Source organism: Ramlibacter tataouinensis (assembly GCF_027941915.1).
GTDB lineage: Bacteria > Pseudomonadota > Gammaproteobacteria > Burkholderiales > Burkholderiaceae_C > Ramlibacter > Ramlibacter tataouinensis_C.
Map to the genome: position 1 here is coordinate 390,028 of NZ_CP116009.1, position 21,994 is coordinate 412,021.

The 21,994-nt window shown below is 70.9% G+C and carries 19 protein-coding genes and 1 tRNA gene; 5 read left to right on the top strand and 15 right to left on the bottom strand.

What is annotated here, in order from left to right:
- Positions 1-33: 33 nt before the first annotated feature.
- The 5 genes from thiD to PE066_RS01745 form a co-directional block, all read right to left on the bottom strand.
- Positions 34-879, bottom strand: a complete 846-nt coding sequence (thiD, locus tag PE066_RS01725; protein ID WP_271234839.1) for a bifunctional hydroxymethylpyrimidine kinase/phosphomethylpyrimidine kinase — start codon at positions 877-879, stop codon at positions 34-36.
- A gap of 217 nt (positions 880-1,096) precedes the next feature.
- Positions 1,097-1,630 carry a polyhydroxyalkanoate synthesis repressor PhaR gene (phaR, locus tag PE066_RS01730; RefSeq protein ID WP_271234840.1) on the bottom strand — a complete coding sequence of 178 codons (534 nt, stop codon included), beginning with the start codon at positions 1,628-1,630 and terminating at the stop codon, positions 1,097-1,099.
- A 137-nt stretch (positions 1,631-1,767) separates the two neighbouring features.
- Positions 1,768-1,844: transfer RNA gene (locus tag PE066_RS01735), tRNA-Val, on the bottom strand.
- 42 nt (positions 1,845-1,886) lie between these two features.
- The gene (locus tag PE066_RS01740) at positions 1,887-4,094 is read right to left on the bottom strand and encodes a RelA/SpoT family protein (protein WP_271234841.1); all 2,208 of its coding nucleotides are present in this window, start codon (positions 4,092-4,094) and stop codon (positions 1,887-1,889) included.
- On the bottom strand, positions 4,091-4,996 hold the full coding sequence (locus PE066_RS01745; protein ID WP_271234842.1) for an alpha/beta fold hydrolase: 906 nt from the start codon (positions 4,994-4,996) through the stop codon (positions 4,091-4,093). Before PE066_RS01745 ends, PE066_RS01740 begins: the two co-directional genes overlap by 4 nt.
- Before the next feature lie 91 nt (positions 4,997-5,087).
- Between PE066_RS01745 and PE066_RS01750 the strand changes: the two genes are divergently transcribed.
- Positions 5,088-5,858: a 3-hydroxybutyrate dehydrogenase gene (locus PE066_RS01750; protein ID WP_271234843.1), complete on the top strand. Its 771-nt coding sequence runs from the start codon at positions 5,088-5,090 to the stop codon at positions 5,856-5,858.
- A gap of 18 nt (positions 5,859-5,876) precedes the next feature.
- Here PE066_RS01750 and PE066_RS01755 read toward each other — a convergent pair whose 3' ends face one another.
- From PE066_RS01755 to PE066_RS01765, 3 genes are read right to left on the bottom strand one after another with little or no spacing between them, the layout of a single operon-like run.
- A complete protein-coding gene (locus tag PE066_RS01755; protein WP_271234844.1) occupies positions 5,877-6,692 on the bottom strand; it encodes a metallophosphoesterase family protein in 816 nt (271 codons plus the stop codon).
- Complete coding sequence (locus PE066_RS01760) at positions 6,689-7,672, bottom strand: diacylglycerol/lipid kinase family protein (RefSeq protein WP_271234845.1); 984 nt, start codon at positions 7,670-7,672, stop codon at positions 6,689-6,691. Before PE066_RS01760 ends, PE066_RS01755 begins: the two co-directional genes overlap by 4 nt.
- Positions 7,673-7,720: 48 nt before the next feature.
- Positions 7,721-8,458, bottom strand: a complete 738-nt coding sequence (locus tag PE066_RS01765; RefSeq protein ID WP_271234846.1) for an SIMPL domain-containing protein — start codon at positions 8,456-8,458, stop codon at positions 7,721-7,723.
- Between the two features lie 164 nt (positions 8,459-8,622).
- On the opposite strand from PE066_RS01765, the gene ompR reads away from it, so the two are divergent.
- The 3 genes from ompR to PE066_RS01780 all read left to right on the top strand — a co-directional run bounded on the left by ompR (position 8,623) and on the right by PE066_RS01780 (position 11,859).
- Positions 8,623-9,354 carry an osmolarity response regulator transcription factor OmpR gene (gene ompR / locus PE066_RS01770; RefSeq protein WP_055902032.1) on the top strand — a complete coding sequence of 244 codons (732 nt, stop codon included), beginning with the start codon at positions 8,623-8,625 and terminating at the stop codon, positions 9,352-9,354.
- Between the two features lie 111 nt (positions 9,355-9,465).
- The gene (locus PE066_RS01775) at positions 9,466-10,926 is read left to right on the top strand and encodes a sensor histidine kinase (RefSeq protein ID WP_271234847.1); all 1,461 of its coding nucleotides are present in this window, start codon (positions 9,466-9,468) and stop codon (positions 10,924-10,926) included.
- A 231-nt stretch (positions 10,927-11,157) separates the two neighbouring features.
- On the top strand, positions 11,158-11,859 hold the full coding sequence (locus PE066_RS01780; RefSeq protein WP_271234848.1) for a hypothetical protein: 702 nt from the start codon (positions 11,158-11,160) through the stop codon (positions 11,857-11,859).
- A gap of 25 nt (positions 11,860-11,884) precedes the next feature.
- On the opposite strand, the gene PE066_RS01785 is transcribed toward PE066_RS01780, so the two are convergent.
- From PE066_RS01785 to PE066_RS01795, 3 genes are all read right to left on the bottom strand, one after another.
- Positions 11,885-13,321: a coniferyl aldehyde dehydrogenase gene (locus PE066_RS01785; RefSeq protein ID WP_271234849.1), complete on the bottom strand. Its 1,437-nt coding sequence runs from the start codon at positions 13,319-13,321 to the stop codon at positions 11,885-11,887.
- Between the two features lie 26 nt (positions 13,322-13,347).
- On the bottom strand, positions 13,348-14,541 hold the full coding sequence (locus PE066_RS01790; RefSeq protein WP_271236486.1) for an aminotransferase-like domain-containing protein: 1,194 nt from the start codon (positions 14,539-14,541) through the stop codon (positions 13,348-13,350).
- Positions 14,542-14,635: 94 nt separating this feature from the next.
- Positions 14,636-15,265, bottom strand: a complete 630-nt coding sequence (locus tag PE066_RS01795) for a hypothetical protein (protein ID WP_271234850.1) — start codon at positions 15,263-15,265, stop codon at positions 14,636-14,638.
- 155 nt (positions 15,266-15,420) lie between these two features.
- Here PE066_RS01795 and PE066_RS01800 point away from each other — a divergent pair, with 155 nt between their 5' ends.
- Entirely contained in the window at positions 15,421-16,314 is an 894-nt protein-coding gene (locus tag PE066_RS01800) for a YihY/virulence factor BrkB family protein (RefSeq protein ID WP_271234851.1), read from the top strand.
- A 13-nt stretch (positions 16,315-16,327) separates the two neighbouring features.
- On the opposite strand, the gene PE066_RS01805 is transcribed toward PE066_RS01800, so the two are convergent.
- The 4 genes from PE066_RS01805 to PE066_RS01820 form a co-directional block, all read right to left on the bottom strand.
- Entirely contained in the window at positions 16,328-17,938 is a 1,611-nt protein-coding gene (locus PE066_RS01805) for a gamma-glutamyltransferase family protein (RefSeq protein ID WP_271236487.1), read from the bottom strand.
- Between the two features lie 118 nt (positions 17,939-18,056).
- The gene (gudD, locus tag PE066_RS01810; protein WP_271234852.1) at positions 18,057-19,382 is read right to left on the bottom strand and encodes a glucarate dehydratase; all 1,326 of its coding nucleotides are present in this window, start codon (positions 19,380-19,382) and stop codon (positions 18,057-18,059) included.
- 17 nt (positions 19,383-19,399) lie between these two features.
- Positions 19,400-20,965 (bottom strand): galactarate dehydratase, encoded by a 1,566-nt coding sequence (gene garD, locus PE066_RS01815; protein WP_271234853.1) that lies wholly within the window; start codon positions 20,963-20,965, stop codon positions 19,400-19,402.
- 61 nt (positions 20,966-21,026) lie between these two features.
- Entirely contained in the window at positions 21,027-21,983 is a 957-nt protein-coding gene (locus PE066_RS01820) for a Bug family tripartite tricarboxylate transporter substrate binding protein (protein WP_271234854.1), read from the bottom strand.
- Positions 21,984-21,994: the final 11 nt, after the last annotated feature.

Genomic DNA, 21,994 nt, shown 5'->3' on the forward strand with positions numbered 1-21,994 from the left:
CTCTCCCAAGAGTTGTCAGGTGCTGCCACCCCATTACGGCAGCGCGAACAGCCGCATGGCCTGCGGCTCGTGCCCGTGGTTCAGCGGCCCGCTGCCGGCGCCGGTGCGCACGCCCGCGCCGGCCTGCAGCGCTCCCCGCACGAAGGCGCGAGCCTGCTGCACGGCTTGCGGCAAGCCGGCGCCGAGCGCGAGATGGGCCGCGATCGCGCTCGAGAGGGTGCAGCCGGTGCCATGCGTGTTGGCGGTGGCGATGCGCGGCGCGCGCATCCACAGCGGATCGCCACCGTGCATCAGCAACAGGTCGCTGACCGTCTCGCCGGCCAGGTGGCCGCCCTTGAGCAGCACGGCTTGCGCGCCCAGGGCGAGCAGCTCGCGCGCGGCGGCTTCCATGTCGGCCTCCGAGCGCAGCGGCTTGTCGACCAGCAGCGCCGCCTCGTCCAGGTTGGGCGTGACCAGCCCCGTGCGCGGAAACAGCTCGCGCACCAGCGAGGCCACCGCCGCCGGGTCGATCAGCGTGGCGCCGCTGGTGGCGACCATCACCGGGTCGAGCACGACGGCGCGCAGCCGATGGCGGTCGATCGCGGCGGCAACCGCCTGCACCGTGGCTTGCGAATGCAGCATGCCGATCTTGACGGCGTCGACGCCGATGTCCTCGACCACCGCATCGATCTGCTCGGCCAGCATGTCCAGCGGCACGGCATGGATGGCGCGCACGCCGGTGGTGTTCTGGGCGGTCAGCGCCGTGATGGCCGTCATGCCGAAGCAGCCCAGCGCGGCGAAGGTCTTGAGGTCGGCCTGCACGCCCGCGCCGCCGCCGGAGTCGGAACCGGCGATCGACAGCACGCGCGGATAGCGGGCGGAGAAAACGGGAGCTTGCATCGGACGTCCTTCGCGGGCCACACGGGTGCTCCGAAGGAGGTCCATCCGCGGCCCAGGACAGGCCGTGCAACGGTGCTCTTCTTACGCCGGTTCGAACCGGTTCAAGTTCGCGGGTCTGGATCTCAGCACGCCATGCGCGTGCACCCCGGAGCAGCGGCGATTGTGGCACAGGGGGCGGGCCCGCTGGCCCGCTGCGACGCTCGGCCGGGAACCGGCTTCAACGCTTGCCCATGAAGGCGCCGAGCATCTGCTCGGTCTGCTTGTGCATCTGCTCCTGCATCTTCTCGAACATGGTGCGCGACTGCTCGACGTAGCTGCCCATCAGCCCCTGCATCAGCGGGTTCTGCATGTTCATGAACTGGGCCCACATCTCCGGCGTGAACTGCGTGGACTGCTCGGCCAGCTTCGCCTGGATGTCGGTGAACGCCTGCACGTTCTTCTCGAGGTAGGCGCCCATGAAGCCCTGCGCGGCGTGCCCGTAGAAGCGGATGATGTTGGCCAGCGCCGCCTCGCTGAACATGGGCGCGCCGCCCGCCTCTTCCTCCAGGATGATCTGCAGCAGGATGCTGCGCGTCAGGTCCTCGCTGGTCCTGGCATCGCGCACCAGGAAGGGCTCGCCCTGCATCACCAGCCGCTTGACCTCGGCCAGGGTGATGTAGGTGGAGGTGTCGGTGTCGTACAGCCGCCGGTTGGGGTACTTCTTGATCACGCGCTTCGAGGGCGCGGCAGAAGCGGCTTTCTTGCTTTGCACGAGGCGGACTCCTCCTGGATTCTTTGCGGCTTTGCCGGTGTGCACGCGCATGCCGCAGTGCAAAAGATTCTAGGAAGGCCGCCTTCGCACGGGCCCGCAGGTTTACCCTACGGTGCACCGGAAGCGGTTCGGAAAATTGGTAGGCGCGATTGGACTCGAACCAACGACCCCCACCATGTCAAGGTGGTGCTCTAACCAGCTGAGCTACGCGCCTGAGTTCGTTCGAGAGGCGTGATTATAGCAGAGGGAAACGGCGTCATCGCCGGCGCGCCGCGATCACGCCGGCGACATCGAGCACCAGGTTCATCACGCGCGCCAGCCGGCCGGAATCGGCGATCTCGACGGTGAACGTCATCCAGGCCGTGCCCTTGAGCGTCTGCGTCTGCACGCCCACCACGTTCATCTTCTCCTTGGCGAACACCTCCGAGATGTCGCGCAGCAGGCCCTGCCGGTCGGCCGCTTCGACCGTGACGTCGACCGGATACAGCGCGGCCTCGCCCGCCTTCGGCCGGCCCCATTCGACCTCGATCACGCGCTCCGGTGCGCGCCCGGCGATCTCGCGGAAGTTGCTGCAGTCGCGCCGGTGCACGCTCACGCCCTTGCCGCGCGTGACGAAGCCGGCGATGTCGTCGGGTGGCGCCGGCTTGCAGCAACGCGCGAGCTGGGTCATGAGCGAGTCGACGCCGACCACCAGCACGCCGCCCTTGGGCGACTTCTCGGTCGGCCGCGATTTCTTCAGCAGCAGGTACTCGTCCTGCGGCAGCGGCGGCTCGGCGGGCTTGAAGGCCGCCTCGACCTGGCGCAGCGAGAACTCCTCCTTGCCGACGGCGACGAACAGGTCGTCGGCACTCCTGAAGCCCAGTTGCCCGGCCAGGTCGCCCAGCTTGAGCGAGGTGCGGCCCTCGCGCTGCAGCAGCTTCTCCACCGCTTCCTTGCCGCGCGCCAGCGTCTCGGCCCGGGCCTGCTCGTTGAACCAGGCCCGCACCTTGGACTTGGCCCGGTGGCTGGCCAGGAAGCCCAGCTCCGGGTTGAGCCAGTCGCGCGACGGCCCGCCCTCCTTCGCGGCGACGACCTCCACGGTCTGGCCGTTCTGCAGCGGCGTGTTCAGCGTCACCATCGCGCCATCGACCCGCGCGCCGCGGCAGCGATGGCCCAGGCTGGTGTGGACGGTGTAGGCGAAGTCCACCGGTGTCGCGCCCTGCGGCAGTTCCACGATCTGCGCGTTGGGCGTCAGCACGTAGATGCGGTCCTCGAACAGGCCCTGACCGGCGCCGGCGAGGTCGCGCTCCCAGGCCAGCAGTTGCCGCAGCACCGCGAGCTTGGCGTCGTACTCGCCCGCGGCGCTCACGCCGCCGTAGCCCTTGGCGCCCGCCTCCTTGTAAGCCCAGTGGGCGGCGACGCCATGCTCGGCGTACTCGTGCATGGACTGGGTGCGGATCTGGATCTCGATCGCGCGGCTGGCCTCGTCGCGCACCACGGTGTGCAGCGACTGGTAGCCGTTGGGCTTGGGCTTGGCGATGTAGTCGTCGAACTCCGAGGAGATGGACTCGAACTGCTCGTGCACCCACGACAGCGTGGCGTAGCAGTCGCGCACTTCCGGCACGATCACCCGCAGCGCGCGGATGTCGAACACCTCCTCGAAGTCGAGCGACTTGCCGCGCATCTTCTTGACGATGCTGTAGATGTGCTTGGGTCGCCCCTGCACCTGGGCGGCGATGCCCTGGGCCTTCAGTTCCCGCTCCAGCCGCTGGCGCAGCTGCTCGACGAAGACCTCGCGCTCGCCGCGCTTCTCGTCCAGCAGCCGCGCGACCTGGTGGTAGGTCTCGGGCTCCAGGAAACGGAACGCCAGGTCCTCCATTTCCCACTTGATCTGCCACACGCCCAGCCGGTTGGCCAGCGGCGCGAAGACGGTCAGCGCCTCGCGCGCGACCGCCGCGGGCGGCACCGTCTTGCGCGCCGCGTGCCAGCGCAGCGACTGCAGGCGCGAAGCCAGCCGCAGCATCACGACACGCAGGTCGCGCGAGAACGCCAGCAGCATCTTGCGCACGTTCTCGGTCTGGTCCTGCGGGCTTTCGGTCGGCTTGTGGGCCTCCTCGCCGGACGAGCGGGCCTGGCGCTGCACGCGCACCAGCGCCGTGGTCTCCACCGCCAGCGCCGCGTAGCTCTCGCCGAAGGCCTTGGCGATCACCTCCTGCGGCCGGTTCAGGTACTGGCAGGCATAGACCAGGTAGCTGGCGGCCTGCATGGCCTCCGAGCCGCCCATCGACTTGAGGATGGCGGCGACGCCGTCGGCATGGCCCAGCGTGTTCTCGCCGGTGTCCAGCAGCTCGCCGGCGATCAGCGGCTCGGCGAAGGCGCGCGCCCGCGCCAGCGCATCGGCCTGCCGGGGCAACGCCTGCTCGGCCGCGGCCACCAGCTCGGGAACCACACCGCCCTGCGCCGGTTCGGCCGTCTGGCGCTTCATGGCTGCAGCAGGAAGGACACCGCGACCTCGACCTGGTCCGGCGCGACGAAGGTGGGCGCATGGCCCACGCCCTCGAACTCGACCAGCCGCGCGCGCGGGCCGCGCCGCGTCATCTCGTCGGCCGTCTCGCGCGTGAGCAGGTCCGATTGGGCGCCACGGACCAGCAGCGTGCGGCCAGTGATGGCGTCGTAGAGCGCCCACAGCGCGGCCTGGCCCTGCTCGGCGTCGCGGGCCGTCATGGCCCGCATCGGCACGGCGATGGCCGGGTCGTAGTGCAAGGTCAGGCCACCGTCGGCCGCTTCACGCACCATCGGGCGCGACAACGCCAGCCACTGCTCGGGCGTGTGCGGCCCGAAGCTGGCGGAGATGCGCCACATCGCATCGGCCGCCTCCTGCAGCGTGGCGAACCGGCCGGCCTGGCCGAGGTAGGTTCCGATCCGCTCGAGTGCCTGCCACTGGATCACCGGCCCAACGTCGTTGAGCAGCAGGCGCTTGACGGGCACCGGCAGCGGCAGGCGGGGCGTGCCGGCGACGGCCATGCCGATCAGCCCGCCCATGCTGGTGCCGCACCAGGACAGGTCGCGCACCGGCGCCTGCGCATGCAGCTGCGCGAGCAGCGCCAGCATGTCGGCGGCGTAGGTGGGCAGCACGTAGCCCTGCGGGCTCTTCAGCCAATCGCTGCGGCCGCGTCCGACCACGTCGGGGCAGACCACCCGCAGCGGATCCGGACTTCGCGCCAGCAGGGCCTGGGCCAGCACGTCGAAGTCGCGGCCCTGACGGGACAGGCCGTGCACGCAGACGACGACCCGTTCAGCCGAGGCATCGCCCCAGCTCCAGTACGCCATCCGATGGCCGCCATCCGGGTCGGTGCAGGGTACGTAGTTGAGCGTAGGAGAGGCCATGGAGAAAATCATCCGATACTTCGCGCGGTCGCGTGCCCCGCAGCGCATGCAGGCGTCCAGCGAATCCTACCAACCCCATCGGAGACTCCCCATGCTCAGCGGCAAGACAGCCCTCGTGACCGGCTCGACCAGCGGCATCGGCCTCGGCATCGCCAAGGCCCTCGCCCGCCAGGGCGCCAACATCGTGCTGAATGGCTTCGGCGACGTCGAGGGGCCGAAGGCCGAAGTGGCCCAGCTCGGCGTCAAGGTGGCCTACCACGGGGCCGACATGAGCAAGCCGGCCGAGATCGAGGACATGATGAAGTCGGCGGCCGCGCAGTTCGGCCGGGTGGATATCCTGGTCAACAACGCCGGCATCCAGCACGTGGCCCGCATCGAGGACTTCCCGCCCGAGCGCTGGGACGCGATCATCGCCATCAACCTGTCCAGCGCCTTCCATGCCACGCGGCTCGCGCTGCCGGCCATGAAGGCCGCCAACTGGGGCCGCATCATCAACGTGGCCTCGGTGCACGGCCTGGTGGCCTCGGCCGAGAAGGCCGCGTACGTCGCCGCCAAGCACGGCATCGTCGGCCTGACCAAGGTCACCGCGCTCGAGAACGCCACCACCGGCGTCACCTGCAATGCGATCTGCCCCGGCTGGGTGCTGACGCCGCTGGTGCAAAAGCAGGTCGATGCGAAGGCGCAGGCCAACGGCTGGAGCAACGAGCAGGCGACCAAGGCCCTGCTGGGCGAGAAGGAGCCCTCGCTGCAGTTCACCACGCCCGAGGAGCTGGGCGAACTGGCCGTGTTCTTCTGCTCGCCCGCCGCGAACAACGTGCGCGGCGTGGCCTGGAACATGGACGGGGGCTGGGCGGCGCAGTAAGCCCGCAGGGCGGCTCGGTCAGTCGGCCAGCCGCAGCAGCTGCTCGTGCGAGCACTCGAAGCGCTCCTGGGCCAACTCGTAGTCCCAGCGTTCCACCCGGCACTGCCGGGACTCACCGGGCGCCGGCGGGGCCCAGCGCAGCACGTTGACCGAATTCGGTGAGCCGTGCCGCACCCGGCGCGACACGGCCGTTCCCGCCTGCACGCAGAACAGCGGCCGCGGCGTGCCCGGCACCAGGGCGCCGGCGTCGGCCAGGTAAGGCAGGTGGATGTGGCCGCCCAGCACCAGGTCGGCCCCCGCCGCCGACCAGGCCCGCAGGGCGGCGTGGCCGCCGTGCAGCCGGTCCGGCTCGTCCTCCGCGCGCATCACGCAGGCCGGCTGGTGCGTGACGACCACCCGCAGTTGACGGCGCTGCGCGCGCTCCAGCCGCTGCACCACCCGGGCGATTTGCGCCGCCGACACTTCGCCGTCCTTGTGCCGCGCCGGGCGGGTCGTGTTCACGCCCACCAGCAGCAGGTCGTCGCCTTCGAGCTCGGGCTCCAGTTCCGGCCCGAACGCGGCGCGGTAGCCGCCATACGGATCCAGCGCGCGCGCCGCCAGGTTGAACAGCGGGATGTCGTGGTTGCCCGGCAACGCCAGCATGCGCGCGATGCCCAGCGCATCGCAGAAGCTGCGGGCCGCCTCGAACTGGGCCCGGCGGGCCCGCTGGGTGATGTCGCCGCTGAGCACCAGCACGTCGGGCGCGAGGGCTTCCGACAAACGCTGCAAGGCGGCGACCACCGGCGGATCCTCGGTGCCGAAGTGCGTGTCCGAGATGTGCAGCAGCAGGCTCATGCGACCGGCACCCGGTCTTCGGCCCGCGGCAGCAGCAGGCGCAGCGAACGCGCAGCCACCGAAAAATGCAGCGGCGCCTCCAGCACCCCCACTTCGCCGTCGGCCGCCACCCGTACGCGCCGCCGGCCCAGCACCCGCACCGTGAGCGTGCGAAAGGCGAAGCTGTCGATCTGCTCGGGGTCGCCGAGGCGTCCGAAAGCGCCCTTGAGCATCAGCCAGGCCATCGCCCCGCTGCCGATCGGCCGCGCGATCAGCGCCGCCAGCCGTCCCTCCCCCACGCGATCCGCGATCGCCGGCTCCATGCCGATGCGCTGCAATTGCAGCCGGTTGTTGCCCACGAACAGGGTCGGCGTGCGCAGCACGGTGCGCTCGCCGTCGAGCTCGATCTCCAGCGTGAGCTGGCGGCGCCACTCGAAGAGGGTCTTCAGTCCGGCCATCACGGCCACCCAGCGATGGCGGCCGAACTGCTGCTTGAAGGCCTCGCGGTCCTGCAGCAGCTGCGGATAGAGCCCGAGGCTGGCATTGACCAAGAACAGCCGGCCATTGACCTCGCCCACCTGCACCGGCTCGGTTCGGGCCCGCAGCAAGGCGTGCGCCGCCGCTTCCAGTTCCTGCGGGATGCCGTGCTCGCGACCGAACAGGTTGAAGGTGCCCTGCGGCAGCACGCCCAGGGGGCATTCGTGGCGCCAGGCCGCTTGCGCCACGGTGTTCAGGGTGCCGTCGCCGCCGACGGCCACCAGCGCACCGCCGCACGCGCGCGCCTGCTCCGCGGCGGCCTCGCTGGCGTGCGGCAGGTCGGCGGGTGAAGCCAGGCCGACGAATCGGAAGCGCCGCCCCGCCGCGCCGAACACGGCCTCGAGCGTGGCGCGCACGTCGCCGGGGCCATGGCCGCCGGAGCCGGGATTGACCAGGATGAACAGCTCGGGCTGCGACCCGGCGGCTTCCGGACCCGGCGCCGGATCGGTGCACTCGGCCCTCATGCAGCCCAGCTTAGGGGCCGCGACCCCGGGGGCCTTGTCGGACGCCGGCTATCGCAGCTGTACGGAACCCGAGACGTTGACCACCACGGCGGACTTGCCCGCCTCCACCGGCACCGGGGCATCGGCCATGGCGGACTTGGCCTCCATCGCCATCATGCGGGGGCGCGGCGGCGATCCTTCGTCCTGGGCGTGGACCGAGACCTCGCGCAGGCCATAGCCGGCGAAGCCGAAGGCTTTCGCCAGTTCGCCCGCCTTGGTGCGGAAGCGCTCGACGGCCTGCGCCTGCGCGTCGCGCTCGGCCTGCAGCCGGCGCTCGCGGCTGAGCCGGAACGAGGCGCCGGTCATGTTCATGCCCGGCAGGCGCCCGGCCACCTGGCCGATGCGGGCGAAGTCGGTGCCTTCCAGCTGCAGCTCGGCCGTGCCGACCCAGGACGTGATGCGCCCCTCGCGGCCATAGCGCGGGCCGACCTGGAAGGTGCCGGTGCGCACGTCGAGCGCGCCGGGCTGGGCGGCCTTGCGCGCCTCGGCCAGGGCCTGGTCCAGCACGCTCTTGAGCTGGGACTGGACCTGGGCCGGATCGGCGCCTTCGCGCGTGACGGCCAGTTGCATGCTGAGCAGGTCCTGCGGCACCTCGACCGCCGCCGAGGCGGAAAGCTGGACCACGTTCTCCGGCGCGGGAGCCGGCACCGGCATGAGCTGCGCCATGGCAGGCGCCATGCAGACCACCAGCAGGGCGGCCGCGGCCAGGGGGCGGTGGAAGGAATGGATAAAGCTGGGCTTGGACATCAGGACTTGAATGTTTCTCAGGGCGCGGCGTTCACGCTCAGAAAGTGATTCGCTCCCATTCGCCGCAACTTGTGTAACAGTGTGTCAGGTACCGCCCGATTACCCGCTTTTCGCTGGACAAGGCCCTCAGAATCGGCTCTGTTACAAATACGTTTTGGAGCATCATGACACAAGCTGCTGCCCGCACCGACAAGATCCTGGTGGTCGATGACGATGCCCGCATCCGCGACCTGCTCAGGCGCTACCTGACCCAGGAAGGCTTCGAGGTCATCCTGGCGGAAGACGGCAAGGCGCTCAACCGCCTGATGCTGCGAGAGACCGCCGACCTGATCGTGCTGGACCTGATGATGCCCGGGGAGGACGGCCTGTCGATCTGCCGCCGGCTGCGCGCGGCCAACGACCGCACCCCGATCATCATGCTGACGGCCAAGGGCGAGGACGTCGATCGCATCGTGGGGCTGGAGGTCGGCGCCGACGATTACCTGGGCAAGCCGTTCAACCCGCGCGAACTGCTGGCCCGCGTCCACGCGGTGCTGCGCCGCCGCCCGGCGCAGGAAGCCCCCGGCGCACCGTCGAGCGAGAACGAAGTCGTCACCTTCGGCCCCTTCGCCTTCGACCTGGGCGCCCGCACCCTGCGCAAGAACGGCGACGAGTTGCCCCTGACCACCGGCGAGTTCGCCATGCTCAAGGCGCTGGTGCGCCATCCGCGCCAGCCGCTGTCGCGCGAGAAGCTGGCGCAGCTGGCCCGCGGCCGCGAGTTCGAGCCCTTCGACCGCAGCCTGGACGTGCAGGTGTCCCGCCTGCGCAAGCTGGTGGAGCTCGATCCGTCCGCGCCCCGCTACATCCAGACCGTGTGGGGCGTGGGCTACGTGTTCGTGCCGGACGGCGCGGGCTGAGCCCACGACGGGGGCGCCATCGGCGCCGGCGAATGACAAGGGCTGAGCCGCAGTCGACAATCGGGGTTCGCACCCGGCCGCGGCCGGCGCCATTCGCACCTGCATGACGAGATGATCCGAGGGGTTTCGACGACCAGCATGGACGCCACCGGGCCGGCCCCGTTGGAGACGGCACCGGCGCCGCTGGAGATGCGCCCGCGCGTCGGGCTGTCCCTGTTCTGGCGCACCTTCTTCCTGCTGTCGCTGCTGCTGATCGGCTCGATCGTGGCCTGGCTGCAGACCTTCCGCGCGCTGGAGTTCGAGCCGCGCGCGGTGCAGACCGCGCAGCAGATCGCGTCGCTGGTCAACCTCAGCCGCGCGGCGCTGCGCTACTCCGACGCGATCGCCCGCGTATCGCTGATCAAGACGCTGGCCGAGCAGGAAGGCGTGCGCATCCTCCCAAGCAAGCCGACCGACGTCTATGTGGTGTTCGATTCCGTCTCGCTCGACGAACGCGTGGCCGACGAACTGGTGAACCGGCTCGGACCGGGCACCATCCTGGCCTCGGCCGTCAATGGCGAGCAGGGTTTCTGGGTCGGGTTCAAGATCGACGCCGATGCCTACTGGCTGCTGATGGACCGCAACCGCTTCACGCGCGTCGGGGGCCGCACCTGGCTGATCTGGCTGATCACCGCGGCGGGCCTGTCGCTGGCCGGCGCGGCGCTGATCGCGCGCCTGATCAACCGTCCGCTCAAGCAGCTGTCGTTCGCCGCCAGCCGGGTGCGCGACGGCGACTTCGACGCCAGCCGGCTTGACGAGAAGGCCGTGACCAGCGAGATCCGCGAGGTCAACATCGGCTTCAACCGGATGGCGCAGCAACTCGCCAAGATCGAGCAGGACCGGGCCGTCATGCTGGCCGGCATCTCGCACGACCTGCGCACCCCGCTGGCGCGGCTGCGGCTGGAGACCGAGATGAGCGTGGCCGACCCCGAGGCGCGCGAACACATGGCGTCCGACATCGACCAGCTCGACGCCATCATCGACAAGTTCCTCGACTACGCCCGGCCCGACCACGCCGAGCTCAAGCCGGTCAACCTGCGCAGCGTGGTCGAGGCCTGCGTGTATGCCGTGCAGGACCACGGCGACATGCGGATCAACACCGACGTGCCCAAGAGCCTGTACGTGCTGGCCGACGAAGTGGAACTCGCGCGCGTCATCTCCAACCTGCTGGAGAACGCGCGCCGCTACGGCAAGACGCCCGAGACCGGCATCGCGGTGGTCGACATCGCCGCCAAGCAGCGCAACGAATGGGTGCTGCTCAAGGTGCGCGACCACGGCATGGGCGTGGCGCCCGAGGCCCTGCCCAACCTGATCAAGCCCTTCTTCCGCGGCGACGCCGCCCGCACCGCCGCCACCGGCGCGGGGCTGGGCCTGGCCATCGTCGACAAGACGGTGCAGCGCATGGGCGGCATCTTCGCGCTCGCCAACACCACCTCGGGCGGACTCGCCGCCCACATCAAGCTGCAGCGACCGCGCCTGCCGGTGATCGACGACAGCGACCCGGCACCGTTGCCGGCCGCCGAGGTCGGCTGACCGGCCGCGGGCCGCCGCGAGCGGCCCGCACAAGACACTTTCGCGGCCATGCCCATGGCCAGCCCATCCAGGTGCGGACCTTGATGCGCGCGGCTCTGGCGCGGCATGGCTTTGGGCATCGCGCGAACAACCTCCTGGCCACACATTTTTCCAGTCGATGGTGCTACATTCGATTACAAATCGGGAGGCAACTCGATGGGTGATGCGCCAAAGCTGTGGATTTCGACGGTCGTGGCCATGTTCGGAATTGCCGCAGGAATAATCGGCCACGTCTGGTGGATCAACCACGCCGCCAAAGCGCGCCGGCGCATCCCGCGCCACTGGCCTCTCGACTCGCGCAGGATGGCCAACTCCCAGGAGTGCAGGGTCTGGCGCTGGCTGGTGGGCGTGTTCCCCGACCAGCACGTGATGGTCAAGCTGCCCGTCACGCGATTCACCCTGCCGCGCGCCGGGGAGAACAGCGAATACTGGTACCAGCTGCTCGGCGGCGTCTATTGCACCTTCACCGTTTGCCGATCCGACGGGCAAGTGGTCGGCTGTGTCGACGTGCCCGGGCCCAAGGGGCTGTCGCGCAGCAACCGCCACCTCAAGCTGATGCTGCTGTCGCAGTGCGGCATCAGCTACTGGGTGGCCCGGCCGGGCAGGCTGCCCGACGCAGCCGAGATCCGCGCGGAATTCCTGGGGGAACAGGCCGTTGCCCCCGCCTCGCACGAGGACGAGGAACAGGCCAAGCTGGCCGCTGCCAAGGAGAAGCTGCTGGCGGCGCTGCACCGCCAGCGCGACTCCCGCCAGCAGGCGCGTGCCGCCGGCCGCGCCGGCTCGGATTCCGATCCCACCGGCCTGCTGGGGGAGAGCGACTTCGCACCGGCGGCCTGGCAGCAGCCCAACTCCTTCATCGCACCGCTGGACAGCCGGCCTGCCCGGCTGTGCTGACCGCCCGGCTCGCCGGCCGGCGCCGTCAGAGCCGCTTCATCCAGTGCAGCAGGCGCCGCGCCAGCGGGCTGTAGGGCGGCAGGAACAGCGACAGCGCGTTCACCCGCGACTGCAGGAACACCGGCTTGAGCTTGCTGAAGGTCTCGAAGCCCCAGCGGCCGTGGTAGTGGCCCATGCCGGAGGCACCGGTGCCGCCGAACGGCAGGCTCTCCTGGCCTGCGTGCAGCAGGGTGTCGTTCACCGTCATGCCGCCCGCCGGCAACTCGCGCATGGCCACTTCGGTGCGTGCCCGCTCGCGGTCGAACCAGTACAAGGCGAGCGGGCGCGGACGCTCCTGCACGAAGCGCATGGCCTGCTCGATCGTGTCGTAGGGCACGACCGGCAGCACCGGCCCGAAGATCTCCTCGTTCATGACCCGCGTGTCGGCCGGCGGGTCCAGCAGCAACAGCGGTGCGAGCCGGTGCCCTGCATCGCTGCGCTGCTCGCCGCCGAACAGGGGTACGCCGCGGCTGCCGCGGCCCTGCGCCTCCTCCACGCCGGCCAGCAGGCGCGCGTACTGGCGGTCGTTGACGATGCTGCAGTAGTTGCTGTCGGCCAGGCCTTGCGGGTACATGCGCAGGGCCTGCTGCTGCGCCGCCTGCACGAAGGCCTCGAGTTCGGGACGGTGCACGAGCACGTAGTCCGGCGCGATGCAGGTCTGCCCGGCGTTGATCAGCTTGCCCATCAGGATGCGCTCGGCGGCATGCGCCATCGGGTAGCCCGGCGTCACCACGCCCGGCGACTTGCCGCCCAGCTCCAGGGTCACCGGCGTGAGGTTGGGTGCCGCCGCGGCCATCACCTTGCGCCCCACCGGCGTGGAGCCGGTGAACAGCAGGTGGTCGAAAGGCAGCGCGCTGAACTGCGCCGCGACCTCCGCGCCGCCGGTGACGACCACGACCTCGTCCGGGCCGAAGGCGTCGCCCAGCAGCCGCTGCATCAGCGCCGCGTAGGCGGGCGTGAACTCCGACAGCTTGACCATCGCCCGGTTGCCGGCCGCCAGCGCCGCCGCCAGCGGGACCACGGCCAGGTTCAGCGGGTAGTTCCAGGGCACGATGATGCCCACCACACCCACCGGCTGCGGCACGATGCGCGCGCGAGCGGGCCGGAACCACTTGCCGACGCCGGCGCGGCGCGGCTTCATCCAGCCCCGCCCGTGCCGCAGCGCGCCCTTGATCTCGTCCAGGCTGGGCCAGATCTCCACGATCTCGGTCTCGATGGCCGGGCGTCCGCCGAAATCCTGGTGGATGGCGGCCGCGATCGCGGGCTCGTGTTCGCGCACCAGGCGCAGCAGGCGGCGCAGGCGATCCGCCCGCGCCGGCCACTCGGGATAGGGGTCGGCGGCGAACGCGGCGCGCAGGCGCTCGAAGGAGGACGACAGGGCTTGCGCTTCGGCAGCGCCGAGGCCCGCGGGACGATCGGTCACTGCAGCATCCATCACGCCCTCCCCGGCTAGAGCGCCTGGCCCAGGCGCGCGATGCCTTCGCGGATCTTGTCCACGCCGGCCGTGGCGAACGACAGGCGCAGCGAGCTGGTGTCGGGGTCTCGTGCGAAGAACGGCGCGCCCGGCACGAAGGCCACGCCCTGCTCGATGGCGCGCCGGGCGAACTCGCCCGCGTCCCGGACCTTGCCGCCGGCGCCCGTGAGGCGCGCCCAGAAGAACAGCCCGCCCTGCGGCTGGGTGAAGGTGATGGCGTCCCCCAGCTCGCGCTGCAGCGCGTCGCCCATGGCCTGCGCCCGCTCGGCATAGACCTGGCGCACGTGCTTCAGGGTCTGCGGCATGCGGCCGCTGCGCAGGTACTGCGCCGCCGTGGCCTGGGCGAAGGTGCTGGTGTGGGCATCGCTGAACTGCTTGCACATGGTGGCCCTGGCCAGCAGCTCGGCGGGCCCGACCAGCCAGCCCACGCGCAGGCCCGGCGACAGCACCTTGCTCAGGCTGCCGCAGCGGGCCAGCCACTCGCGCGAGCCCGGCACGTCCTTCGACAGCGCCAGCAGCGAAGGCGGCGGCGGCTCGGGGCTGAAGTACAGGTCGCCGTAGGGATCGTCCTCGACGATCAAGGTCCGGTACTTGACCGCCAGCTCCAGGATGCGGCGGCGCCGCTCCAGCGACAGCAAGGCCCCGCTCGGGTTGCCGAAGGTCGGGATCAGGTAGACGAACTTGGGCTTGTGCTCGGCGATCAGCGCCTCCAGCCGGTCGACCTGCACGCCCTGCGCGTCGATCGGGGCCGAGACCAGCTCGGCGCCATAGAGCCGGAAGCACTGGATGGTGGCCAGGAAGGTCGGCCCTTCCACGATCACCTTGTCGCCGGGGTCCACCAGGGTCTTGCCCAGCAGGTCCAGCGCCTGCTGGCTGCCGGTAGTGACGATCAGCTGGCTGGCTTCCAGGCCGGCCACGCCCTTGCCCTGCTCGAAGGCGGCCAGCTGCTCGCGCAGCGGCTCGTAGCCCTCGGTGGCGCCGTACTGCAGCGCGGCGCCGGGCTCCTCGGCCAGCGCCTTCTGGCTGGCTTCGCGCAGGCCCTCCACGTCGAACATGGCGCTGTCCGGAAAGCCGCCGGCAAAGGAAATGATCCCGGGCTTGCCGAGCAACTTGAACAGCTCGCGGATGGCGGAGGTTTCGACCTTGTCGAGGCGGGAGGCGAAAGGCAGGGGCATGGGCGTGTCGGCAGTCGGGGCAAACGCCCCCATTGTCGCGCCATTGGCGACCGCCCTGCCCCGCGTGCGCCCGCCCTCCGGTGCAGACTCAGCGCGACGGCTTGTCACCGCCGCCCTGCACGCCGCGACGGCTGTCGCGCTCCTCGTCCGGGTCGCGCAGGTCCAGCGGGGGCTGCTCGCCGATGCGGCCGGCCGCCAGCGCGCGTTCGCGGGCGGCCTCGTTGCGCTCGCTCCCGCCCGGCTCGCGGCTGCGAAGAGAGGACCCCGCCGCGTCCGGGCCCTCGTCCTCGGCGCGGATGCCCAGGATGTCCTGCACCGAGTGCTGCTGCGGCCGGTGGTACACCCCCAGGTCGGCCACCTGCAGGTCGTGCAGGAGGTCGCGTGCGCGCTGCGCCTCGCGTTCGTCGCGGGTATCGACCACCAGCACGGTGCGGCCGCTGTCGACGGCGCGCGACCAGCTCTCGTGGCGCCGCTCGGGGTCGTCGGCGCCGAACAGGTGGACGAAGAAGCCGGCCACCCGGTCCACCACGTCGCGGCTGGCGGCGATCTCGCGGTCCGTGCCCTCCCAGGCCCGCGGGTCCTCGCCCATGCTGTCGGAATCGGCGGGGCCACGGTGCTGCAGGTGGATGTCGTTGCGCGGGAAGCCGGCGGCGACCAGCCGGTCGCGGGCGCGGGCCGCAGTGTCGCGATCGTCGAAGGTGCAAAGGGCGGTGTGCATGGTGCGCTCCTTTCGGTGCTGCCCCCATTCAAGCGCGGTCGCCGGTCCGGCGCAGTCCGCCCGGCCGGGCAGCCGGTGTAGGCGCGGGACTACGTGCCGGCTCGGCCGTTGCGAACGCCGGGGACCGGGGCCCGGGCCTATAAGACGGAAGCACCATGTTCGGCCCGCGCAAGCTGTTCCGCCTGACCCTCCAGGCCGTCAAGGCCTGGTCCAACGACTACGCGCCCTCGATGGGGGCCGCGATCTCGTACTACACCGTGTTCTCGCTGGCGCCGCTGCTGGTGATCGTGATCGCGGTGGCCGGCGGCGTGTTCGGCCGCGAGGCGGTGCAGGGCGAGATCACCGGCCAGATCTCGGGCATGGTCGGCTCCCAGGGCGGCGCGCTGGTCGAGCGGCTCGTGGCGCAGCACAGCGATACCGGTCGCGGCCTGGTGGCCGGCATCACCAGCCTAGTGCTGCTGCTGGTGGGCGCCACCACCGTGTTCGCCGAACTGCAGAACGCGCTGGACCGCATCTGGAAGGTGCCGGAGGCGGAAAAGCCCTCGGGCATCCTCGGCATCCTGCGGGCGCGCCTGCTGTCGTTCGGGCTGATCCTGGGCGTGGCCTTCCTGCTGGTGGTGTCGCTGGTGGTCAGCGCGATCCTGGCCTCGCTCGGCACCTGGGCCGGCGGGCTGCTGCCGGGCTGGGAGGTGCTGCTGCAGGGCATGAACCTGGCCGTGTCGCTGGCCATCCTGTCGACCCTGTTCGCCATGATCTTCAAGCTGATGCCCTCGACGCCGGTGCGCTGGAGCGACGTGTGGGTGGGCGCCGTCGTCACCGCCGTGCTGTTCGAGGCCGGCAAGCTGCTGATCGGCCTGTACATCGGCAAGAGCGGCGTCAACGAGTCGTTCGAGGCCGCCGGTGCGCTGGTGATCGTGCTGGTGTGGGTCTACTACGCGGCGCAGATCTTCCTGCTGGGGGCGGAGTTCACCAAGGCCTACGCCGACGCCCACGGCTCGCTGTCGGCGCCGCGCAAGGCGCCGCAGGAGATCCCGACCCGGTCCTCCTGACCGGGTCGGGTGCTCAGAACCCGGCGGCCAGCCCGTCGCGGCGCGAATCGGAGGCGGCGACGTAGCCTTCCACCTTGGGGTCCCCGGCGCGCCAGATGAACTGGCCGGCGCCGAAGTCCTGGTAGTTGTCGTCGATCACTTCCACGCGGTGGCCGCGCTGGGCCAGCTCCTGCACCGTGGCCGGGTCCATCTGCTGCTCGACGTTGATCTCCAGGCCGGCGTTGAAGCGCCAGCGCGGCGCGTCGCAGGCGGCCTGCGGGCTCTGGCCGTAGTCGAGCATGCGCACCAGCATCTGCATGTGGCCCTGCGGCTGCATGTTGGCGCCCATGACGCCGAACGACATGACCGGCTGGCCGCCTTTGGTCAGGAACGCCGGGATGATGGTGTGGAACGGCCGCTTGCCGGGCGCCACCTGGTTGGGGCCGGGCCGCAGCGAGAAGCCATGGCCGCGGTTCTGCAGGCTGATGCCGAAGGTCGGCTCCACCACGCCCGAGCCGAACCCCATGTAGTTGCTCTGGATGAAGCTGACCATCATGCCGTCCTCGTCGGCGGCGGTCAGGTAGATCGTGCCGCCCTGGGCGATGTTGCCGGCGCCGAACTGCTGCGCCCGCTTCATGTCGATCAGCTTCGCGCGCCTGGCCAGGTAGGCGTCGTCCAGCATCTGCTGCGGCGTCACCTCCATGTGCGACAGCTCGGCGACGTGCTGGTACACGTCGGCAAAGGCCAGCTTCATGGCTTCGATCTGCAGGTGCTGCGAGTCCGCGCCATCGACCTTGTGGCCGGCCATGTCGAACTGGCGCAGGATGCCCAGCGCGACCAGCGCGGCGATGCCCTGGCCGCTGGGCGGGATCTCGTGCAGCGTGTAGCCGCGGTAGTCCTTCGAAATGGGCTGCACCCATTCGGGCCGGTAGGCCGCCAGGTCGGCGGCGCTGAGCGATCCGCCGTGCTCGCGCACGAAGCCTTCGACGGCCTGCGCGATCTCGCCGCCGTAGAACGCCTCGCCCCGGCTCGTGGCGATGGCGCGCAGCGCGCGCGCCGCCGCCGGGAAGCGGAACAGCTCGCCGACCCGGGGCGCGCGGCCCCAGGGCAGGAACGAGGGGGCGAAGCCGGGCAGCGCGCCCAGCTCCGGCGTGGCCGCGGCCCACTTCTGCTGCACCACCACCGGCAGCAGGTAGCCGCGCTCGGCGATCTCGATGGCCGGCTCCAGCAGGTCGGCGAAGGGCAGCTTGCCGAAGCGCTCGGACAGCGCCACCCAGCCGGCGACGGCGCCGGGCACGGTGATGGAGTCGGGCCCGCGCTTGGGCGGCGTGGCGGCGTCGTCGCCGTACTTGCGCCGGAAGTAGTCCGGCGACCAGGCCGCGGGCGCGCAGCCGGCGGCGTTGAGCCCGTGCAGCTCCTTGCCGTCCCAGAGGATGGCGAAGGCATCGCTGCCCAGGCCGTTGCTGACCGGCTCGCAGATCGTCATCGCGGCGGCAGCGGCGATGGCGGCATCCACCGCGTTGCCGCCCTTCCACAGCATGCGCAGCCCGGCCTGCGCGGCCAGCGGATGCGAGGTGGAAACGACGTTGCGCGCGAAGACGGGAATGCGCGTGGTGCGGTAGGGATTGTGGAAGTCGAACTGCATCATCGGGCTGACATCGGGCGCCGGCGGGCGAGCCGTGGCGCGTTGCGCGGGATCCCCGCCTTCGCGGGGATGACGAAGGGAAGGCGAGCGCGGATTATCTCGCGCCCTCGCCCGCCGCTCAGCGCACCAGGCAGGGCCGCTTGGGATCGAAGGTCCAGCCCGGGACCAGGTACTGCATGCCGATCGCGTCGTCGCGCGCGCCCAGGCCGTGCTGCAGGTACAGCGCGTGGGCCTGCTCCACCTGCGCCAGGTCCAGCTCGATGCCCAGGCCCGGCTTCTTGGGCACCTGCACGAAGCCGCCTTCGATCTTCAGCGGTTCCTTCGTCAGGCGCTGGCCGTCCTGCCAGATCCAGTGGGTGTCGATCGCCGTGACCTTGCCCGGCGCGGCGGCGCCGACATGGGTGAACATGGCCAGCGAGACGTCGAAGTGGTTGTTGGAGTGCGAGCCCCAGGTCAGGCCCCAGTCGCGGCAGGTCTGGGCCACCCGCACCGAGCCGGCCATCGTCCAGAAATGCGGGTCGGCCAGCGGGATGTCCACCGCCTGCAGCGACAGCGCGTGCGCCAGCTGGCGCCAGTCGGTGGCCACCATGTTGGTGGCGGTCGGCAGGCCGGTGGCGCGGCGGAACTCGGCCATCACCTCACGGCCGGAAAAGCCCTCCTCCGCACCGCACGGGTCCTCGGCATAGGCCAGCACGCCGTGCATGTCGCGCAGCAGGCGGATCGCCTCCTTCAGCAGCCAGCCGCCGTTGGGGTCGAGCGTCACGCGCGCCTGCGGGAAGCGCTCGTGCAGCGCCCGCACCGCCTCGACTTCCTCCTCGCCGCGCAGCACGCCGCCCTTGAGCTTGAAGTCCTGGAAGCCGTAGCGCCGCTGCGCCGCTTCGGCCAGGCGCACCACGGCCTCGGGCGTCAGCGCCGGCTCGTGGCGCAGCCGCAGCCAGTCGTCGCCCGCCTCCGGCTCGCTGGCGTACGGCAGGTCCGTCTTGCGGCGGTCGCCGACGTAGAACAGGTAGCCGAGCATCTGCACGGCCTCGCGCTGCTGGCCCTCGCCGAGCAGCGCTGCGACCGGCACGCCCAAAAGCTGGCCCTGCAGGTCCAGCAACGCGGACTCGACCGCGGTGACCGCATGGATGGTGGTGCGCAGGTCGAAGGTCTGCAGGCCGCGGCCGCCGGCGTCGCGGTCGGCGAAGCGGCTGCGCATCGCGTCCAGGATCGCCTGCAGCTCGCCGATCGGGCGGCCTTCGACCAGCGCGCGGGCGTCTTCCAGCGTCTGGCGGATCTTCTCGCCGCCGGGCACCTCGCCGACGCCGGTGTGGCCGGCGCTGTCGGTGACGATCACCAGGTTGCGCGTGAAAAAGGGCGCGTGCGCGCCCGACAGGTTGAGCAGCATGCCGTCCCGGCCGGCGACCGGGACCACGCGCATGTGCTGGACGAGGGGAGTGCTCATTCTTGGGGACTTCGGATTCAGGTGACGGGCGCCGGGTTGAACAGCACCAGTGCGTTGTGCAGCTTCCAGCGCTCCGCCCAGGTGCGGGTGCGCCCGCTGGCGACGTCCAGCATCAGCCGGAACAGCTCCCAGCCCAGCTCCTGCACGGTGGCCTCGCCGTCGGCGATGCGGCCGGCGTTCAGGTCGATCAGGTCGTGCCAGCGGCGCGCCAGTTCGGTGCGGGTGCCCACCTTGATCACCGGCACCTCGGCCAGCCCGTAGGGCGTGCCACGGCCGGTGGTGAACACATGCAGATTCATGCCGGCCGCCAGTTGCAGCGTGCCGCAGATGAAGTCGCTGGCCGGGGTGGCGGCGTAGAACAGGCCGCGGCCGCCTCGAGGCAGCTTCTCGCCCGGGCGCAGCACGCCGGCGATCGGCGCGCTGCCCGACTTGACGATCGAGCCCATCGCCTTCTCGACGATGTTGGACAGCCCGCCGGCCTTGTTGCCGGGCGTGGTGTTGGCGCTGCGGTCCACGCTGCCGCGCTGCAGGTACCCGTCGTACCAGGCCATCTCGCGCGTGATGGCCTGCGCCACCTCGGCGTCGACGGCCCGCGCCGTGAGTTGGTCGACCGCGTCGCGCACCTCGGTCGTCTCGGAGAACATCACCGTCGCGCCGGCACGCACCAGCAGGTCGGTGCAGAAGCCGACGGCGGGGTTGGCGGTGACGCCGGAGAAGGCATCGCTGCCGCCGCACTGCACGCCGACCACCAGTTCGCTGGCCGGGACCGTTTCGCGGCGGCGAGCATTCAGCCGCTCCAGGTGGGGCACCGCCTGGCGCACCACCGCATCGACCATCGACATGAAGCCGACGTGGCGCTCGTCCTGCAGCGTCACCACGTCCAGGCCCCGGTCGTCCGCGGTGTCAACCACTACCGGGATCACCCCCGGCGGCATCAGCCGCTGCGGCTGCAGCTTCTCGCAGCCCAGGCTGACCAGCATCACCTCGCCCCCGAAGTTCGGATTGAGCGCGATGTTGCGCAGCGTGCGGATCGGGATCACCGCATCGGGCGCGTCGATCGCCACCCCGCAGCCGTAGCTGTGCTCCAGCGCGACGACGCCGTCGACCTGGGGATAGCGCGGCAGCAGCTCGGCGCGGATGCGCTCGGCGGCGATGCGGGCCACGCCGGCCACGCACTGCACCGTCTGGGTGATGGCCAGCAGGTTGCGGGTGCCGACCGAGCCGTCGGCGTTGCGGTAGCCCTCGAAGGTGAAGCCGTCCAGCGGCGGCAGCGGCCGCGCCCGCCCGCCGGGCCCGGGCAGCTCGGACAGGCAGGCCGCCGCCGGCATCGCCAGCAGCCGCTCGTGCACCCAGCGGCCGGCCGCAATGTCGGCCAGCGCGCGGCCGATCACCACGTCATAGCGGCGCACCTCGCCGCCGGCCGGGATGTCGGCCAGCGCCACCTTGTGGCCCTGCGGGATGCGCTCGCGCAGCGCCGGGCCGCCGGGCAGGACGGCGCCCGCCGCCAGGCCGCCATCGTTGGCGACGATGGCGACGTTGTCCGCCTCGTGCATGCGGATGCAGCGGGGAGCGGCTTGCTTCATGGGCTCGGGCACGCCTTCGCGGGATTCGGTGGCGCCCCTCGCGGGGCGCCGTTGCGACGCCTCAATCGGCGGTGATCTTGCGCGCTTCGATCAGCTGCTTCCAGCGCGCGTACTCGGCAGCCTGGAACTTCGCGAACTGCTCGGGCGTGCTGGCCACGATCTCGAAGCCCTGGGCCAGCAGCTTGTCCTTGACGGCCGGCTCGTTGAGCGAGGCGGCGATGGCGGCATGCAGCCTGACCTTGATGTCGGCCGGCACGCCGCGCGGCGCCGCCACCGCCTGCCAGGACTGCACCTCGGCGCCCTTGACGCCCTGCTCCTGCAGCGTCGGCACCTCGGGCAGCAGCGGCGAGCGGTTCTCCGAGGAGATCGCCAGCGCACGCACCTTGCCGGCCTTGATGTGCTGGATGATGCTGTTGATGTTGACGAAGGCGGCGTCCACCTGCGCGCCCAGCAGGTCGTTGATGGCCGGGCCGCCGCCCTTGTAGGGCACGTGCACGCCGGCGGTGCCGGTCTGCTGCCAGAACAGTTCGGCCGACAGGTGGTCGGACGAGCCGTTGCCGGAAGACGCGAAGCTCACCTTGGCCGGCGTGCTCTTCAGGTTGGCCAGCAGGTCCGCCAGGTTCTTGTTGGGCGAGGCCGCCGGCACCACCAGCACGTTGGGCGCCTGCACCAGCACGGTGATCGGGTCGAAGTCCTTCAGCGCGTCGTACTGCACGCCCTTGATCAGGTGCGGCGCGATCACGAACGGGCCGAGCGAGGAGACGAACAGCGTGTAGCCGTCGGCGGGCGCCCGCTTGACGAAGGCGGCGCCGATGGTGCCGGTGGCACCGGCCTTGTTGTCGATGACCCAGGTGCCGCCCAGCTTTTCCGGCAGCTTCTGCGCCAGCACCCGCGCGATCGAGTCGGTCGAGCCGCCCGGCGGGAACGGCACGACCATCGTCACGGGCTTGTCGGGGTAGGCGAAGGCGCTCGCAGCGGCGGCGGCGAAGGCCAGGCCCATCAGGGTCTTCTTGAACATGCTGTTGTCTC

What these genes read in the sequence shown, in the direction of transcription:
- thiD (WP_271234839.1), bottom strand. Translation starts at nt 879, where the DNA reads ATGCAAGCTCCCGTTTTCTCCGCCCGCTATCCGCGCGTGCTGTCGATC.
- PE066_RS01740 (WP_271234841.1), bottom strand. Translation starts at nt 4,094, where the DNA reads ATGAAGCGCCAGACGGCCGAACCGGCGCAGGGCGGTGTGGTTCCCGAG.
- PE066_RS01745 (WP_271234842.1), bottom strand. Translation starts at nt 4,996, where the DNA reads ATGGCCTCTCCTACGCTCAACTACGTACCCTGCACCGACCCGGATGGC.
- PE066_RS01750 (WP_271234843.1), top strand. Translation starts at nt 5,088, where the DNA reads ATGCTCAGCGGCAAGACAGCCCTCGTGACCGGCTCGACCAGCGGCATC.
- PE066_RS01755 (WP_271234844.1), bottom strand. Translation starts at nt 6,692, where the DNA reads ATGAGCCTGCTGCTGCACATCTCGGACACGCACTTCGGCACCGAGGAT.
- PE066_RS01760 (WP_271234845.1), bottom strand. Translation starts at nt 7,672, where the DNA reads ATGAGGGCCGAGTGCACCGATCCGGCGCCGGGTCCGGAAGCCGCCGGG.
- PE066_RS01765 (WP_271234846.1), bottom strand. Translation starts at nt 8,458, where the DNA reads ATGTCCAAGCCCAGCTTTATCCATTCCTTCCACCGCCCCCTGGCCGCG.
- ompR (WP_055902032.1), top strand. Translation starts at nt 8,623, where the DNA reads ATGACACAAGCTGCTGCCCGCACCGACAAGATCCTGGTGGTCGATGAC.
- PE066_RS01775 (WP_271234847.1), top strand. Translation starts at nt 9,466, where the DNA reads ATGATCCGAGGGGTTTCGACGACCAGCATGGACGCCACCGGGCCGGCC.
- PE066_RS01795 (WP_271234850.1), bottom strand. Translation starts at nt 15,265, where the DNA reads ATGCACACCGCCCTTTGCACCTTCGACGATCGCGACACTGCGGCCCGC.
- PE066_RS01800 (WP_271234851.1), top strand. Translation starts at nt 15,421, where the DNA reads ATGTTCGGCCCGCGCAAGCTGTTCCGCCTGACCCTCCAGGCCGTCAAG.
- PE066_RS01805 (WP_271236487.1), bottom strand. Translation starts at nt 17,938, where the DNA reads ATGCAGTTCGACTTCCACAATCCCTACCGCACCACGCGCATTCCCGTC.
- gudD (WP_271234852.1), bottom strand. Translation starts at nt 19,382, where the DNA reads ATGAGCACTCCCCTCGTCCAGCACATGCGCGTGGTCCCGGTCGCCGGC.
- garD (WP_271234853.1), bottom strand. Translation starts at nt 20,965, where the DNA reads ATGAAGCAAGCCGCTCCCCGCTGCATCCGCATGCACGAGGCGGACAAC.
- PE066_RS01820 (WP_271234854.1), bottom strand. Translation starts at nt 21,983, where the DNA reads ATGTTCAAGAAGACCCTGATGGGCCTGGCCTTCGCCGCCGCCGCTGCG.